Genomic DNA, 16,752 nt, shown 5'->3' with positions numbered 1-16,752 from the left:
CATGTTTACTGTCGATTCCATTTCGATTCGGTATGAGCAGAAAAGCGTGATTAACAACTTCTCTTTTTCCGTAAAAAAGGGTGAGATCGTCTCCATCATAGGACCGAACGGCTCCGGCAAATCCACTTTGCTCAAAGCGGTATCACGGCTAATTCCTTATCATACGGGTACGGTCATACTCGATGGTACGGATCTGAAGACCATGAGCGCCAAACAAGTCGCACGAAAAATGTGCATGCTGAGCCAGAAGAATCAAGCACCGAGTGATATGACTGTGATCGATCTGGTCTCGTATGGCAGATATCCACACAAAAAGTGGTTTGAAAGATTGAACCAAGAGGATATGGACATTGTTCATTGGGCCCTTGAAAAGACACATTTGATGGAGTATAAGGACCGAGCCGTAGCTTCATTGTCAGGTGGTGAATCACAGCGTGCCTGGATTGCAATGGCTTTAGCGCAGCGTCCACTTATCATGTTGCTTGACGAACCAACCACGTACTTGGATATTTCGCATCAGCATGAAGTGCTTGAGCTTGTTCGCGAGTTAAATCAAGACATGGGCATGACCGTAGTAATGGTGCTGCATGATCTCAATCAAGCTTCTACTTATAGCGATAGTATCGTTGTAGTGCAGGCAGGTGAGAAGGCGATGTATGGCACACCGAATGAAGTCATGACAACCGATATGATAAGGGATATATACCGGATGGACGCGGAAGTCCAGTATGTGCCCACAGAGAAGAAACCTCGTATTCATTTGTTGAGTACTGTTCGATAGATTCATAGTGTGACACAACCTATTCATGGAGGGATTTTAAATGAAGAAGCCTGTAGATGTGGAGAAAAATAAAGAAAACTACTTGCAATTTATTAATAAACGTAAGAACCTGATTTTGAGTTTGATCGATGATGAAGGTAAGCCCTTTATTAGTTATGCGCCTTTCGTAAAGAAAGACGGCAAGCTGTATATCTATATTAGTAAGATCGCAGAGCACTATGGCTATATGGAAAATAATGATTTTGTGGACGCCTTTCTAATTGCGGATGAGTCTGAAACAAACAATAAATTTGCAACTGAGCGTGTGCGCTGGAGTTGTACCTCAAGCAATATCGGCAATGATGGATATGAGGATATTTTTGAATTGTTCAATGCTGACCATGGTGAGGCCATGCTGAAATTGCTGCGCGGACTGGATTTTTCACTGTTCGAACTAACTCCGCTGAAGGGGCGTTATGTTGTAGGTTTTGGGTTGGCGTTCGATATTGATGTAGATGCAAATGTATTTAATCACGTTGTTATTGATAAGAAGAAAGACGAAGAAGCAGCTGTACAGGGGAGCAAATAGCCGATGACTATTACTTCAGTACTGCCCATCTGGCAAGCGGTTCAAGAGCGATTTCATAAAATGGTGAAGGCATTGCCGGAAGAAGATTTAAATCTTAAATTAGGGAATTCATCCATCGGAGGATTGATTTCTCATAATGCCGAGGTAGAATTTATGTTTGCAGAGTGGTTCTTTGGTAGACCTAAACCTCAAGCCGATGACGCAGCATATACTACACTAAGTGAACTGGTGGATCTGCTGTCTGCTTCCAACGAGAATCTGATTGCAGCGATGCGGGAGCTTCCGGAAGATGCTTGGCATGTAAGCGTAGAGTCGTCTTTTGGCACATCTACTCCGCTTGAAGCGGTAGGAAGACTTATGTATCACACAGGTATTCATGCCGGACAGATTTCTCTAATACAGAAAAATGCGATTCGAAGTGAAGTGTTGTAGGTAGAAGAGTAGACATGGGAAAACGGCAGAAATGCCGTTTTTTTGTGTGTAAATAAGGAGTTTTAAATTGATCCCGATTAATTATTGGCTCTATTTTGATACCCTCTGTATTATCTGGATTTTGGTATAATATAGGGAATTCCAAGGGGGCGTATATCATGACGGAATACTTGCGAGGCCAAATGGCCAAGATGGCAAATGTGAATATGGAAACACTGAGGTATTATGAGGAAATGGGTCTAATTAGTACACCTATACGATCGGAAGCCGGCTACCGTCTTTATTCTGAAGAAGCGCTAAGTCGACTTACGTTTATACATAATGCTAAGCAATGTGGATTCACCCTAAAGGAAATTAAAAAGGCATTGTTAAAATCGGAAAGCAGTGGCATTAGCATAGATGATTTTGTGAAAGTTGTAGATAAAAAAATGGATCGAGTCCGCAATGAAATTGCAAAGCAGGAGATAAAGCTTGCTTCTCTCGCAGACCTGAGAAAAAATTTATTAGCCAAGGATAAACATCCTGGAGTACAGTCAACGCTAGAAATCCTGAAAATGGAATCTTAGCTTGACCTTGTAGTCACCTACAGGCTTTACACTTTGAGTTGAAAAGACCTGTAGGAGGGATTATCGATATGGAAAAGACGAGTATAGAACAGCTTGCAGCGATCAAAGATTACCTGAAACAAAACAATCGGTTTGAAAGTAAGTCTGTAGAGCATATCCGGCAAGAAATGGTTGAGGCGGCTGCGAATATGCCCAGTCATACGGATGTTACAGTCGAGCGGGTCAGGGTTGGGCCATTAAGCGGAGAGTGGATCATTCCTGTGGAAGCAGCTCCACCTGATGATAAAGTGATTCTTTATTTTCATGGTGGTGGTTTTGTTTCAGGAACCTGTGAGTTTTATCGGGATCTAGCAGCACGAATTGCAAAGGCGAGTGGCATGAAAGTACTAATTATTGAGTATCGCCTTGCACCCGAGTATATCTATCCCGCCGCTAATGAAGATTGTATAGGGGCTTACCGGTGGTTGCTTGCGAACGGATATTCTGCCAGTGATATCGTGTTTGGAGGAGACTCTGTTGGAGCCAGCCTTGCGCTGATGACACTGATTAGTTTGAGAGATGAGGGGAGCGAGTTACCAGCAGGTGCTTATTTAATCTCGCCGCATACAGATCTTGTTCATTTGGATGGTGAATCGTATCATAGTCGTGCGGAGCTTGATCCGACAGGTAGCTTGGAAGGGAATAAACGGATACTTGAAACATATGTAGGTACTCGAACCGAGTGGGCTTCAATATTATCGCCGTTAAGAATGAGTTTGCAGGGATTGCCTGATTTACTTGTTCAAGTAGGCGACCATGAGGTGCTATTAAGCGATTCAACGAGGTTGGCTGAACGGGCGAGAGGAGCGGGTGTTCATGTGGAACTGGAAATATGGGATAATATGTGGAGTGTTTTTCATTTCTTAGCGTACATGCTCCCAGAAGCAGAGCAGGCGATTACGAAGATTGGTAAGTTTGTTAGGGCGAAGCTGGACGAGTGAGTAAGTAGATGAAAGAAATGAACCTTCTTGAGAAATCAAGGAGGTTTTTTGTTGTTGGGGTATGGTAAGTACTCAGCGGCTGATGAGAATTGGATACTAAAATGTGGATCTTAGTTTGATAAGTTTGTGCACGTATATACTGATAATGATTTTACAAATGACAAAGTAATATTATTGTCAGTTCGTTTTTGAATATTATATGCTATGATAAGTACCATCAGAAATAGAGTGAGGGGAAATACCGATGCCGAATGATCTTCCATTATCTAAAGAAAACATTTTGGATGCGGCTGAACAAGTACTCCGGCGTTTTGGCCCGGATAAGACTTCAGTTGTTGATGTAGCGAGGGTACTGAAGGTTAGTCATGGTACGCTATATAGACATTTTTCCAGTAAAGCAGCTTTGCGCGAATCGGTAACCGAAAGATGGTTGCATCAAAATATTTTAGCCCCATTGAAGGACGTTACTGAGCAATTTGATGGGAATGCCAAAGAGCAGCTACGTCTGTGGTTAGATACTCTAATTCGCAGTAAACGGAGCTATGCTGTAGATGATTCCGAAATGTTTGCTATGTACGCCTCTGTAACTTTAGAAGCCGTAGATATGATTACCCAACACGTAGATCAATTAATTGGGCAACTCGCACGCATTCTTGAAAAAGGTATACAAACCGGGGAGTTTAAAGCGTTGGAATCAGAGGTTACGGCAAGAGCTATTTTTAATGCAACATCACGATTTCATCATCCTGCTCACGCGAAAGAGTGGCAGTCGGGTTCGATTGATCAGGAGTTTGCCTCTGTTTGGGATTTGATGCTTTCCGGAATTTCGTCATAAATTGTTATAGCATATTTCATAATATAAAAATGATGGACTAAACCTTTTGATGAAGATCGGAAGGTTTTTTTGCGTCTGGAGAACAATTATATTGAATGACAAAAAATAATAATTGTCACTTGTTATTTGTGAGTGTTCGATTTATAATCAGACCAACAAGAAAGGTAAACGAATAGGAGGAATAAAAGATGGATCAGAATTTGGTTGGAAAAGTTGCATTAGTGACTGGAGCTTCAAGAGGTATAGGACGGGAAATTGCGGAGAACTTGGCGTTACATGGTGCGAAGGTTGTTGTTAATTATGCAAGCAGTTCAAGCAAGGCAGAGGAAGTTGTGAACGAAATTAAGCAAAAGGGTGGAGAAGCTATCGCTATCCGAGCGGATATCAGCCAAGTGGCAGAGCTAGAACAATTATTCCAAGCCACATTGGAAGCTTATGGACAAATCGATATTCTCGTTAACAACGCAGGCATTATGATCACAAAGCCGATTGCGAGTATGACGGAAGAAGACTTCGACAAACAGTTCGCTATCAATGTGAAGGGTACTTTTTTTGCTTGCCAGCAAGCGGCTAAACATATGAGTGAGAGCGGACGGATCATTAATTTCTCGACATCAGTTACAGGCCAGATGTTCCCAACCTACAGCGTTTATGCGGGAACAAAGGGAGCAGTGGAACAATTCACTCGTCAGTTAGCTAAAGAATTTGGACGAAAGGGAATCACCATTAATGCGGTTTCGCCAGGTCCTGTTAATACGGAACTTTTCACAGTTGGGAAGTCAGCTGAAGAGATTGCGAATGTTGGGAGTATGAATTCTTTTGGACGCTTAGGTGAGCCTGAGGACATCTCGAGTGTAGTTCTGTTTCTAGCTAGTAAGGAATCACAGTGGGTTACGGGCCAGACGATTCGTGTGAATGGGGGATTTATTTAAGACAAAAGTCTATAGCATCTTTTTTTATAGCCAGTCTGAAGCAACACTCCTTAGAATAAAAGAATATACAAAAAGAGGAGTGAAACCATGACGCAGATCATATGTTCACCGACTAAATATATTCAGGGGTATGGCGAGATTCGTAAGCTGGGAGATTATTGTTTGCAGCTAGGATCGAACAGAGCTTTTGCGATTGTAGATCCTTATATTTTTTCCATGTACAAGGAGGATATCTTACACAGCTTTGAAGTGAACGATATTCCCCTTATGATGCGCGAATTCAAGGGTGAGTGCAGCCGTATTCAGGTGGATGAGATAGTGCTAGAACTTGGCCTGAAGGACGCTGAGGTTATCTTAGGAATCGGTGGCGGCAAGACCTTAGATACGGCAAAAGCAGTAAGCCACATGGCGGGTCTCCCGGTAGTTATTGTACCCACAGTGGCCTCGACGGATGCACCTTGCAGCGCTTTATCAGTGTTGTATACGGACGAAGGTGACTTCGACTATTACCTTCCATTAAAAAGAAATCCTGATATGGTGATCGCAGATATAGATATCATCGCTAAAGCCCCTGCAAGATTGCTGGCGGCTGGAATGGGTGATGCTTTGTCCACCTATTACGAAGCAAGAGCTTGCCGTGAATCTGGAGCGGTTACTCATGCAGGCGGGACTAGCACAATCGCAGCATTCTCTTTAGCACGTGCTTGTCTGGACACACTTCTTGCTGAAGGTGAATCCGCACTCCTGGATGTTAAACAGGGGAGCACCTCTTCTGCAGTGGAACATATTGTTGAAGCTAATATTTACTTGAGCGGCGTTGGGTTTGAGAGCGGTGGGCTTGCTGCAGCCCATGCTATTCATAACGGACTGACCCTGCATGAGGAATGCAGGAATATGTTACATGGTGAGAAGGTTGCCTTTGCTACGATCGTGCAGTTGGTCTTGGAGAAGGCTTCAGAAGATGAGATCGCTCAGGTCATTGCTTTCTGCAAAAAAGTCAGCCTTCCCGTTACACTTAAGGAGCTTGGGATCACCAGTAGCGATATGGATAAATTAATGGTGGTTGCAGAAGCTAGCTGCTCCCAGGATAGCCCAATGAAGAATATGCCATTTGAAGTTCAATCTGTGGATGTGCTGGAAGCAATCCTTGCCACAGACAAGCGCGGGCATTAGCAACAGCTCGATTGTAAATTATTGCGAACCCTCCCCGTACATATTTAACCTTCTTGAACCAAACAATGAGAACAATTGTTTAAGACGAAGGAGGCGTTCCTCTTGATGAAGGACAGTCGAAAGGTTAAACGTTACTTACTGAATTGGTTTGCTGTTGCTGCAGTATTGATTACCACAATTGTTCCGGCTACGCCGGCTGTCTCTGCTGCCACGTCTAAAGACAATGCTACAAATACGCAGCTTGAAGAGAGTGCACCCAAACGTGATAAGGTCGCTATCATTATTGACGATTTCGGCAATGGCATGAAGGGGACAGACGAAATGTTCTCGTTACCGATAAAGCTTACTGTAGCCGTCATGCCTTTTTTACCTACATCCGTAAAGGATGCCACCCGCGCCCATGAACGCGGAGATGATGTTCTGGTTCATTTGCCGATGGAGCCGCGCCAAGGTAATCCTAAATGGCTTGGACCAGGAGCCATATTGGCTAAAATGTCCGATGAGGAAGTACGACAAAAGGTTGAGGCAGCACTCGATAATGTTCCTTATGCGATCGGGATAAATAACCATATGGGTTCGAAAATTACCGGAGATGAGCGGATTATGGCAGTAATCTTATCTGTATGCAAAGAAAGAGGATTATTTTTTGTAGACAGCAAGACCAACTACCGTTCCGTTGCTGGCAATATGGCTTATCGTATGGGGTTGCCACGCGTAGAGAACCATATCTTTTTAGATGACACACATACAGCAAGTCATGTTCTGAAACAAATGGGTCTCGTCAAAGACATGGCGAAGGATCAACGATTTTGTGTAACGATTGGTCATGTTGGTGTATTTGGGAAAGAGACCGCCGCAGGAATCCGCAGCGGTATTGAACAGATGAAAGACAATGTTGAGTTTATAGGGATTTCTGATCTGGTTAAAAACGAGATGAAATGGAGCTCCCAACTTAAACTTCCATAAGATAAGCTACAATACCATCAGCGATGGCTTCAGCGATTTGTTGCTGCCCTTTAGGGGTGCATAACTTTGCGCGGTCAGTCGGACTGCTTACAAAACCCGCCTCAACGATAACAGTTGTGGCGGTTATTTTGTTGAGTAAATAAAAGGGCTTGCCTGGTCTTGGATGAGCCTCGACATCGTAAAGATTGTTTAGCTGATGCTGAATGGACTTAGCAAGCATGAAGCTACGGCCCTCTTGACGGTACAATACAAGTGGACCATGTTTTGAAGGGGAAGGCGCCCAGTTAATATGGATGCTTACCACTACAGTAGCAGGTAATGTCTCAGCGAGCTCTTTACGCTGTGCAAGATCCCGCAGATGTCGAGATTTACTACGCAACCAGCGGTTCTCATCACTTGGGGCATAATCTCCATTGCGATTTAAAGCAACGTCAAAGCCATCGCTACCCAGAAGTAGAAATAATCGACGTGAGATATCTAAGGTGATATCTTTTTCAAGAATATTACCGTAGGAAGTTCCACCGTCGATGCCTCCGTGTCCCGCATCAATTAGGATCATACGATGTCCGTGACCTAATAAATGCTGACGGTCATCCTTCATCACAGGTTTCTCTGGTGTCGCAGAGGCTAAGGAGCTGCCCATAAACAACATTAGTAGTCCTAGGGTAGTTAGAGTGATTCGAAAGCCACATAGAGCAGCTGCTGTTCTGGAAAAGGATTGTTTTCTCCAGTTGTTCAAGTGAAACGCCTCCTTGCAAGTGAATAACGTCTTCTGGATTCTTTGTTAGATTGTGCTTTAATAGGTAAACCTATTCGACAAATCAGAAGTCTGTAGTTTAGATCCAAGTGGAGTGGTGCACACTAAGACCATGGAACGGATGCTGATAGTCTGAATTCACTTACATTTTAGGAGGTGTTAAAATGGCTTCCGGTGGCGATGAGCTTGTAAAGTATATAACGGAGAAGGTAGTCGTATATATCGAGGATCCGCGTGCCATTCATGCTCGTAGAGCGGCTACGAAGCAGCCGTGGTCACAGAAATGGTTTGGCATGCTCCCGCTTGGGTGGTCTATCTGGCGAAGCAAGTGGAGTCATGATAAAAAAGACTAAAGGTTAAATAGCAAATAACCTTCCAGTGCCATTATTCATGGGTGGCAGTGGAAGGTTATTTGCATTTGTTTAAATATAAGAATTTATATGCTTACGTTATAAATTATCCTTCTATTTCTCGCATAAACACTTACCGTCCTCATAAGGACACCGAAGGCGTTTATGCTTGTGTTAACGATTATATCCGAGTGCTTTGGTCGTTTTGTCTGGCAGCTTATGCAGTGTTCCATTATTTTGTAGTGCAGTGAGTGGTAAGTATCGTTTTCCTTCAGGGCCTGAGGCCGCGTATACGGTAGTTTTATTGTTCTCAACTTGACCTTGAGAAGACTGCCAGCTCTGATAGCCTGTAATCATAAATGGTGCCCCGACAAGGTCGTTTCGCCCAGCAGCTTGATAAGCGATGCTTTCCTTAGGTCTGATCAGAAGTGCGATATTGTCGCCGCTCACTGTAGTTAGTTTAGGAGCAGTCAGCCATAGGATATCTTCGTAAGGATCATCTGACCCTCCACTATTGAAGGCCGATAACGGTGATACGTCAGGATTAAGATTAGTAATTACATCTGTTGCTGGAGGCTGCTCTTTAAGGACTTCTTCCGCCTTGCTCAGTGTCCAAGGTAAAATTTGCGGTACGGAAGCATTGATGTAAACCGTCTTTTCGTCAATGGTTATTTTCCAGACCGGTAGAAGTGGTGCATATAAAGCAGTAAGGTTTATTGTTCCTGAAAAAGATGATGTAATGAGACCTTTCTGCACCAAAAACTGGCGCAGATCATTTAAACTGTATGGGAGTCCGTAAGTGCCGGCTCCATATTCACTTAGCATATATCCGCCTGTATCGGTGGCGGAAATGATCATGTATCCGATCCGCTCTTCGCCTTTCATTACATTTACAAGCCAGCCATGTGTACCTGGACCAAGGGGATAATATTCTATCCTTGCATCCTTCCAGGCTGTAAATGGAGCTTCTGCAGCGAGCTTGTTCAGTGTAGCCTTAGCGAATTCTTGGACCGTACTGGGTGAAGGTAAGGTACTCATCTTCAATACAGGAATTGCATCCTGCGTGACTGACTGGATCACACTTACTCTGGCCAGCGCCAGCGCTGAAGGAGAACCAGAACTGGATACAAACAGTCCAAAGCTTAGAAGCAGGAGGAGGCATCCTTGACCCGCAAGTTTCAGCCTCCGCCGCAAACTTATTTTCATGGCGTCGATCACCTTTCTTTGTTAAGAAATGTCAGGAAAGTTAAGCTTTACTCTATTGTAGTGGACAGGCTATAAAAAGGCTGTTGCTTGCTGTCGCGCTTGAAGGCGGAAGTTCTCTTGTTTTTTTGCCTGCTTTTAGCGAGTAGGGTCGCATTCTATAGGCTTCGCAGATGAAACAGTCCGTAGGTTATCGCAGAAACTGCAATTTGCGGCTCATATTGCCAAATGGTCTCCTGTCGACGACGGTTATACTGCTCTTGAGTGCCTAAACGTTTTTCTTCATCAGGCTCTTTCAGCAGCTCTCCGTAATAAATATCAATGATAGCCAGCTCGATTCTAAGACGCTCACGTGCCTGTTCTGCCCAAGTGTAATCGAGTTCGGCAAGATGAGAGGTAAGATGAGCCTCTAATAAATCTGTAGCGGCTGTCACTGTTAATTCATAAGGCTGAATATGGACGTTTTCTGGTAAACGGGGGATCATCTCCCGCGAGGCTATCTTAGTGTTAAAGTCATCAATGATGGTCCCTTTTGTCAGCGATATTCCAAGATAATGCAGTTCTTCCCGTTTCAAATCGCAGCTCATCTCCACTTTATAGCAGACGCCGAGCCACGGTTCATAAGCTGCAGAGAAGAGTGTATTCCGCTGCCTGCTACCGGGATCTTCAAATAAGTAAAGGCATTTCCCTTCATCTTGCGCCGCACTCCAAATTTGCTGCAGGCGCTTGCTACCATAGATGATATCTTCACGTCTTATCATACCGGGCCCAATTCGGGGCAATGCAGGTACAATACCGAAGTAGCGGGCTAGGATGCTATCTTCTGGATTTGAGGAGGGGACATGAACCACATTAGATTCAGGTGATGTTGGATTCAATAGATCTGCGCTAGCCTCAGCATCTGTTGTGGCGCCCATCGCTGGGTTTCCGGTAATTGGCGGATTCAATGCTCCGATGCTGTGATTTACCGTTGGCGGAACTTCTATAGCTGCCTGGCTATCGTATTTTTCCGGATCAAATACAAAAGTGAAAGAGAGTGTCTCCGGATCAACACCAGTACGCTCCACGAATCCCCAATAATAAGGTCGATCTGTTAGCATTCTGTCAGCTCTTGGCGATAGCTTTACAGTTACGTGAATGGGCGATACTTCAATAATGGAGCATTCTGTCGCCTCCAGATAATCCATTACATGTTTACGTACTTCCTGTGAGTTGAGGGTCATGTCGCAGTCTCACTTTCCTTTTTAATACCCTGAGTCAACTCACTTAGGGATTCACCGATATGATCAAGCTCATTTCGCAACTCTTCGTCGGAGCGGGATTCGAGCATGATTTTGTATAAACTTTTCTCCAGTGATTCTTTCTTCTCAAAGCGCTCCAGAATCACATCCAGCCCGCCAATGACCATTTCGAACATATTGATCTTCTCGTGTAGCAGATGCAGAATATGTTCTTCAATCGTGCCCTGTGTGGACAAATTATAGATAACCACGTCATTTTCCTGACCTAACCGGTGCACCCGCCCAATCCGTTGTTCTACTCTCATGGGATTCCACGGCAGATCGAAGTTGATCATATGGTGACAGAACTGCAGGTTTATGCCCTCACCACCCGCTTCAGTAGCGATCATGACTTGAGCACGACCGCGGAAGAGGTCCATCATCCAGTCCTTTTTACCACGATTCATCCCGCCGGAATAAGAAACACACATTAGCCCATGTTCGCGGAAATACTGAAGCAAATATTCTTGAGTCGCGCGATACTCCGTAAAAACGATGACCTTTTCATTCATTTCTTGAATGAGAGATAGTGTTGTTTCGGCTTTGGTATTGGTCTTAACCGTACGAAGTGTCTGCAATAGCTCCATCATTCGATCGCGTTTCGGCGAATCAGCAGGCAGCTTCTTGATCAGATTAACTAAAGTGATGAAGACAGCATCCCTACTGCTGCACACCTCACGCTGAAGCGTTACCAAGGAAAGCATGCTGCTAAGATTGCCGCCTGATTCCTGATACTGATCTTTAACAAAAGAAGTGACAGCGTCATATAATACTCTCTCTTCCTGTGAAAGAACTAGCGGAATATTACGGACTTTTCGTTTCGTAAAATTAACTGGACCTTCGCCACGCCGATTGCGGATCATCACCTTCGATAGCTCGTCCCTTAGCTGACCTTCATTCTTAGGTTGGCGTTTATCAACGACGAAATTCGAAGCAAAATCACCCTGATTTCCTAGTTGCCCCGGTTTCAGTAAAGTGATCAAATTAAATAGCTCGCCCAGATCATTCTGAACGGGAGTAGCGGTTAGGAGCAGGCAATATTTTTTGCGTAATTGCTGTACAAATAGATAATTGGTCGATTTCTTGTTCTTCAGCTTATGCGCTTCATCAATAATCAACATGTCATATTCATTTTCCAGCAGCATCTCTTTATGAGGATCGCGCTTCGCGGTATCCATAGATGCGACGACAATCGCATTCCCCCAGGAATATGCTTTTTTCTGTGCAACAGCAGAGATGCCAAACTTGGCATTCAGCTCGCGGACCCACTGCAATACGAGGGAAGCGGGTACCAGAATAAGCACTTTAGAGACTAGACCGCGGACAAGATATTCCTTGAGTACAAGTCCTGCTTCAATCGTCTTTCCTAGTCCAACCTCATCTGCAAGAATCGCGCGGCCCGACATCTCAAACAAAACCTTATGCGCGGTATCGAGCTGATGAGGAAGCGGGGATAATCCGGATAAATGTTTCATGCATTGCAGCTCATCGAAGCTGGTTACTAGACCCGTTTGTTCACCTTGCACAGCAAGCTTGGACAGACGGTAGTCTCCCCATGGACCACCTTTATCTAGTTTGAGTTCTAGATCCTGCAGCCAATTCCGGTCAAAAGAAAGAGGAACAGGCAGTATAGGCGCTGACTTTCCACCTTTGTGAGGTAGAGAATTACGGAATAATTGCGTCATGGTACAGCCTCCTCAGGTGCTAATTTATATCATCATTCGTAGGAGTAGTATGCTCTTAAACAAGAGAATTCATAACCTTCTATTTTTCTTGATAGCCTTTAAAAAAGAGAGTAAAAGCGAGAAAACGCGGCAAGGTTTGCGATATTTCGGCTGCTTGACTCTATTTTCGAAAAAGACCTTCGATACAATATGTGGTATAGTTTAAAAGCTAACGCACACAATATATTGTGACAAAAGCATGAAAATGTGATTTTTTTAAAGTGCGTAGCTGCTATTTGTTATTGACAAGATGAACTTCCTACATACACCCGTAAGACGGAAGATAAGTGTAAGGAAGTTTTTGTTGTGGGTCACAAAATGTACGCCCACACCTGAACTGGAACTAATATTTACTACATTGCGGGAGGTTTTTCTATTGGGTAAAGTGGAACGTAAGCAACGCCTTGAAGGGCTAAGTGAAAAAATATTTTTGGATCGTTATGCTTGGAAGGATGCCGACAGCAATAATGCTAAAGTGGGCGATGTTGTACTCGTTCTAACAAAAGATGATCCGAAGTTTCCCACGAAGGAAGTCGGAGAGATCGTAGAACGTAACGGCAGAATCGTAACCGTGAAGACGCGCAGCGGCGAACTTGTGAAATCAGATGTTGAAAAGCTGACGCTTAATATAGAAAAAACACCAGAGGAAATGTGGGATCGTCTGTCTACAGCTATGGCTTCTGTGGAGAAGACGCCTGAGCTTCAAGAAGAATGGGCGGGTAAATTCCGTTCGATTCTGGATGATTGGAAGCTCGTACCGGGTGGTCGAATTGCTGCTGGTGCAGGCGCTAGTGAAGAACTAACCCTGTTCAACTGTTATGTAATTCCTTCTCCAAAAGATAGCCGTGGCGGCATTATGCAGACGTTGGCTGAAATGACAGAAATTATGGCTCGTGGTGGCGGTGTAGGGATTAACCTATCCTCTCTACGTCCACGCCGGGCAATTGTGAGAGGTGTTAATGGTTCTTCTAGTGGTTCTGTATCTTGGGGCGGTCTGTTTAGCTATACCACTGGATTAATTGAACAAGGCGGTAGCCGACGTGGTGCACTTATGCTCATGATTAATGACTGGCATCCAGATGTGGAGGACTTCATTACCGTAAAGCAAACGATGGGTCAAGTTACGAATGCGAACCTTTCGGTATGTGTGAGCAATAGCTTTATGAAGGCTGTAAAAGAAAATCTGGATTGGGATCTCGTATTTCCGGATACTACAGATCCAGAGTACAACGATGTGTGGGATGGCGATCTAGACAAGTGGAAGGCTGCAGGCAAAAACGTTATTTATTATCGCACCGTTAAAGCGCGTGATGTGTGGCGCACCATTATTGAATCCGCTTGGAAATCCGCTGAGCCAGGCGTTGTGTTCATGGAATACTACAATCAGATGTCCAACAGCTGGTATTTTAATCCGATCATTTGTACGAACCCATGTGGGGAGCAAGGACTGCCAGGCTGGGGAGTCTGCAATTTGTCTGCTGTGAACCTGTCCAAATTCTACGATGAGAAGAATCATGATGTAGACTGGGAAGATCTCGCGACTACGACGCGTTATTCCGTACGTTTCTTGGACAATGTCATTGATAAGACGCCTTATCATTTCCCGGAAAATGAAGCGAATCAGAAAAACGAACGCCGTGTGGGTCTTGGAACGATGGGTCTTGCTGAGCTGATGATCAAATTGAACATCCGTTACGGTAGCCCGGAATCTTTGGCGTTTCTGGACAAGCTTTACGGCTTTATGGCTCGTGAAGCATACCTTGCTTCTGCAGAGATTGCTGGGGAGAAGGGATCTTTCCTAGCTTTTGACACAGAGAAATATTTAATGAGCGGTTTTATGAAAAATATGCTCGAAACGTATCCAGAGGTTGGTGAAGCGATTCGTAAACATGGCATGCGTAACGTTACAGTGATAACACAAGCACCTACAGGTAGCACAGGTACAATGGTAGGTACCTCGACAGGTATTGAGCCTTATTTCGCCTTTAAATATTTCCGTCAAAGTCGCCTTGGCTACGATGAGCAGTTCGTTCCAATCGCCCAAGAATGGCTTGAAGCTCATCCAGGTGAAGAGCTGCCAGATTATTTCGTGACTTCGATGGATTTATCAGCTAAGGATCATATTCGTGCGCAAGCAGCGATTCAACGCTGGGTAGATAGCTCGATTTCCAAGACAGCCAACTGCCCGTCTGACTTCACAGTAGAAGAGACGGCTGAGCTATATGAAATGGCTTTCGATTTGGGCTGTAAAGGCGTTACGATCTACCGTGATGGTAGCCGTGATGTACAAGTTCTGCAAACCTCGAAGAAGGAAGATGCAGCAGAAGAGGTAGCTCCAGCAGTTGAAGTTGCAACGACTCCTGAAGAAAATGTTGTAACGGCAAGCCCAGCACCTCAAGCTCCTACTAAAGAGCTGGATAAACAATACAAAAAACGTCCGCAGGTTCTGCGCGGCGCAACCTATAAAATCAACACACCTTTTGGCATGGCATATATTACGATCAATGATCTTGATGGCACACCGGCAGAAATCTTCCTGAATGTAGGTAAAGCAGGTTCTGATGTCTTTGCGATGGCAGAAGCACTCGGTCGTGTCTGCTCCTTGTTCCTCCGTTATGGAGATCATGGTGAGAAGGTAGAATTATTGATCAAACATCTGAAAGGTATCGGCGGATCAGGTGCAATCGGCTTCGGTGCGAATCGAGTAGAATCCATTGCAGATGCTGTAGCTAAGGCATTGGAGACTCATGTACTGAATAACGCTCATGATGATCATTTGCCTGCACCAATTGCAGCAACTTTGGAGCTAGAAGATTTCAATGAAGCTTTAAATGCGGAGTTGAAAGCGAGTGTTGCTGCGGCAACGTCTACCGATGATAGTCATGGTGCGCATAACCACGCTACGGCTTCCCGTGACCTTTGCCCCTCCTGCGGCGGCGCTTCGCTGATTAATATTGAGGGTTGTAAGACTTGCGGCAATTGCGGGTATAGTCGCTGCGGGTAAACGGTAGAGCCAATAAATGTTTTATGGGAAAACTAGAAATGTGACTATGCATAGCTACTAAAAGCAAGCGATCATCGAGAGGAAGTGTTAACCTTTTATCTCAATGGATCGCTTGTTTTTTTTATTATTGATGAAGTTATAAGAAACAAAAGAAACAAGAATCAAAAATTATAGATAATCATTGAGAGGTTTTAACTATATGAGTTTGATAATTAGTGTAATTCAAAAGGGAAGTATAATTGTAGATACTAATTTTTTGGAGGAGCAGGTACCCGCGCCACATAATAATTTGTTTGGTTTCGAATCATGCAGAAAAACTCTCTGGGGAAATGATTTAATTAGTGAACTCGGATGTGAGTTAATATATTCTTTAAAGAATACGAATATTTTTGCATTTGATGAAGGAATAGAAAAACTGGAAAGTGAATTCCTTATTTTGCTTGATAATTTAGATACTATAGAACTACATACAGACTATGATAAAGAATTTATTGAATTTAGTGTAAGAAATGCTTTGGAAATGATAAAGGTAGTACTTAAAGAAAAAGATAAGGTCGGAATTGCGATTTGGTAAGTCACAACGTATTTACGCGGTGTGTTTGGTCTGTGAACTCTGTGTTCTGACTAAGCTTTTAAACATAAAAACACGTGTACTTGTCTACACAGGTACGCGTGTTTTTGATATTCCACTATGGTAGGTATTATTTTTACATATCTAAATTTTTGAATGCGTAAGGCAATAAATCCCTTAAACACAGCTCTAAGATTTCTTTTTTCTCATTGGTTAAATAGACAGGCATGTCGGGCAAACAGAATTCCGATAATACTTGTCTGCAGATACTGCATGGCGGCAGAAAATCCATTGTGTCACCTGCTACAGCTATAGCCTGAAAATCACCTTTAGTATAGCCCTTTGTAATAGCTGTGAAGATTGCTGTTCTCTCTGCACAGTTAGTAGCACCAAAAGATACATTTTCTACATTTACTCCATTAATAACATTTCCATCTTTAAGTAATAAGGCTGCTCCAACTGGAAATTTAGAATAAGGGGCATAAGCAGCTTTCTTTGTGTTACGTGCGCTTTCCATTAATTCTTCTTTATTCATAATACTCACCCTTTTTAAATAAGAATGAACCTTTCGGTCCCCTTATCGCCAACTTTAAGGTTGGCAGGACTTCTAATATTATAGTCAGACCAAAT

General features: G+C 43.7%; 17 protein-coding genes. 12 read left to right on the top strand and 5 right to left on the bottom strand.

Going from position 1 to position 16,752, the window contains the following annotated elements; all coding sequences use genetic code 11:
• The first annotated feature begins 1 nt into the window (after position 1).
• The 9 genes from ACFWMP_RS04095 to ACFWMP_RS04055 all read left to right on the top strand — a co-directional run bounded on the left by ACFWMP_RS04095 (position 2) and on the right by ACFWMP_RS04055 (position 7,233).
• Positions 2-781, top strand: coding sequence for an ABC transporter ATP-binding protein (locus ACFWMP_RS04095; protein WP_379422107.1), 780 nt, complete (start codon positions 2-4; stop codon positions 779-781).
• 40 nt (positions 782-821) lie between these two features.
• Entirely contained in the window at positions 822-1,349 is a 528-nt protein-coding gene (locus tag ACFWMP_RS04090; protein ID WP_149643990.1) for a HugZ family pyridoxamine 5'-phosphate oxidase, read from the top strand.
• Between the two features lie 3 nt (positions 1,350-1,352).
• Positions 1,353-1,781: a DinB family protein gene (locus ACFWMP_RS04085; RefSeq protein ID WP_042186929.1), complete on the top strand. Its 429-nt coding sequence runs from the start codon at positions 1,353-1,355 to the stop codon at positions 1,779-1,781.
• A gap of 158 nt (positions 1,782-1,939) precedes the next feature.
• Positions 1,940-2,347 (top strand): MerR family transcriptional regulator, encoded by a 408-nt coding sequence (locus ACFWMP_RS04080; protein ID WP_341125609.1) that lies wholly within the window; start codon positions 1,940-1,942, stop codon positions 2,345-2,347.
• Between the two features lie 68 nt (positions 2,348-2,415).
• Positions 2,416-3,327, top strand: a complete 912-nt coding sequence (locus ACFWMP_RS04075; RefSeq protein WP_379422104.1) for an alpha/beta hydrolase — start codon at positions 2,416-2,418, stop codon at positions 3,325-3,327.
• Positions 3,328-3,571: 244 nt separating this feature from the next.
• Positions 3,572-4,162 (top strand): TetR/AcrR family transcriptional regulator, encoded by a 591-nt coding sequence (locus ACFWMP_RS04070; protein ID WP_379422102.1) that lies wholly within the window; start codon positions 3,572-3,574, stop codon positions 4,160-4,162.
• A 188-nt stretch (positions 4,163-4,350) separates the two neighbouring features.
• The gene (locus tag ACFWMP_RS04065; protein WP_379422100.1) at positions 4,351-5,094 is read left to right on the top strand and encodes an SDR family oxidoreductase; all 744 of its coding nucleotides are present in this window, start codon (positions 4,351-4,353) and stop codon (positions 5,092-5,094) included.
• An 87-nt stretch (positions 5,095-5,181) separates the two neighbouring features.
• Positions 5,182-6,267 (top strand): glycerol dehydrogenase, encoded by a 1,086-nt coding sequence (locus ACFWMP_RS04060; protein WP_379422098.1) that lies wholly within the window; start codon positions 5,182-5,184, stop codon positions 6,265-6,267.
• A gap of 105 nt (positions 6,268-6,372) precedes the next feature.
• Positions 6,373-7,233, top strand: coding sequence for a divergent polysaccharide deacetylase family protein (locus tag ACFWMP_RS04055; protein ID WP_042186939.1), 861 nt, complete (start codon positions 6,373-6,375; stop codon positions 7,231-7,233).
• Here the strand turns inward: ACFWMP_RS04055 and ACFWMP_RS04050 are convergent.
• On the bottom strand, positions 7,220-7,972 hold the full coding sequence (locus ACFWMP_RS04050) for an N-acetylmuramoyl-L-alanine amidase (protein WP_231573420.1): 753 nt from the start codon (positions 7,970-7,972) through the stop codon (positions 7,220-7,222). The two genes, ACFWMP_RS04055 and ACFWMP_RS04050, sit on opposite strands and share 14 nt — an antisense overlap.
• Positions 7,973-8,154: 182 nt before the next feature.
• Between ACFWMP_RS04050 and ACFWMP_RS04045 the strand changes: the two genes are divergently transcribed.
• Complete coding sequence (locus ACFWMP_RS04045) at positions 8,155-8,343, top strand: YqzE family protein (protein ID WP_042186941.1); 189 nt, start codon at positions 8,155-8,157, stop codon at positions 8,341-8,343.
• Positions 8,344-8,514: 171 nt separating this feature from the next.
• On the opposite strand, the gene ACFWMP_RS04040 is transcribed toward ACFWMP_RS04045, so the two are convergent.
• From ACFWMP_RS04040 to ACFWMP_RS04030, 3 genes are all read right to left on the bottom strand, one after another.
• The gene (locus tag ACFWMP_RS04040; RefSeq protein WP_379422095.1) at positions 8,515-9,546 is read right to left on the bottom strand and encodes a hypothetical protein; all 1,032 of its coding nucleotides are present in this window, start codon (positions 9,544-9,546) and stop codon (positions 8,515-8,517) included.
• A gap of 155 nt (positions 9,547-9,701) precedes the next feature.
• Positions 9,702-10,766, bottom strand: a complete 1,065-nt coding sequence (locus ACFWMP_RS04035) for a YqhG family protein (protein ID WP_339270329.1) — start codon at positions 10,764-10,766, stop codon at positions 9,702-9,704.
• Complete coding sequence (locus ACFWMP_RS04030) at positions 10,763-12,508, bottom strand: DEAD/DEAH box helicase (RefSeq protein WP_076298508.1); 1,746 nt, start codon at positions 12,506-12,508, stop codon at positions 10,763-10,765. The genes ACFWMP_RS04035 and ACFWMP_RS04030 overlap by 4 nt, the downstream gene beginning before the upstream one ends.
• A 415-nt stretch (positions 12,509-12,923) precedes the next feature.
• On the opposite strand from ACFWMP_RS04030, the gene ACFWMP_RS04025 reads away from it, so the two are divergent.
• Positions 12,924-15,551, top strand: coding sequence for an adenosylcobalamin-dependent ribonucleoside-diphosphate reductase (locus ACFWMP_RS04025; RefSeq protein WP_379422092.1), 2,628 nt, complete (start codon positions 12,924-12,926; stop codon positions 15,549-15,551).
• 199 nt (positions 15,552-15,750) lie between these two features.
• Positions 15,751-16,125: a hypothetical protein gene (locus ACFWMP_RS04020; RefSeq protein WP_339802522.1), complete on the top strand. Its 375-nt coding sequence runs from the start codon at positions 15,751-15,753 to the stop codon at positions 16,123-16,125.
• Between the two features lie 133 nt (positions 16,126-16,258).
• Here ACFWMP_RS04020 and ACFWMP_RS04015 read toward each other — a convergent pair whose 3' ends face one another.
• Positions 16,259-16,657, bottom strand: coding sequence for a cytidine deaminase (locus tag ACFWMP_RS04015; protein WP_339247028.1), 399 nt, complete (start codon positions 16,655-16,657; stop codon positions 16,259-16,261).
• Positions 16,658-16,752: the final 95 nt, after the last annotated feature.

The organism is Paenibacillus sp. NPDC058367, from assembly GCF_042723305.1.
Lineage (GTDB): Bacteria > Bacillota > Bacilli > Paenibacillales > Paenibacillaceae > Paenibacillus_AQ.
The sequence above is the reverse complement of the archived record's forward strand: the minus strand, read 5'-3'. Positions and strand labels throughout refer to the sequence as shown.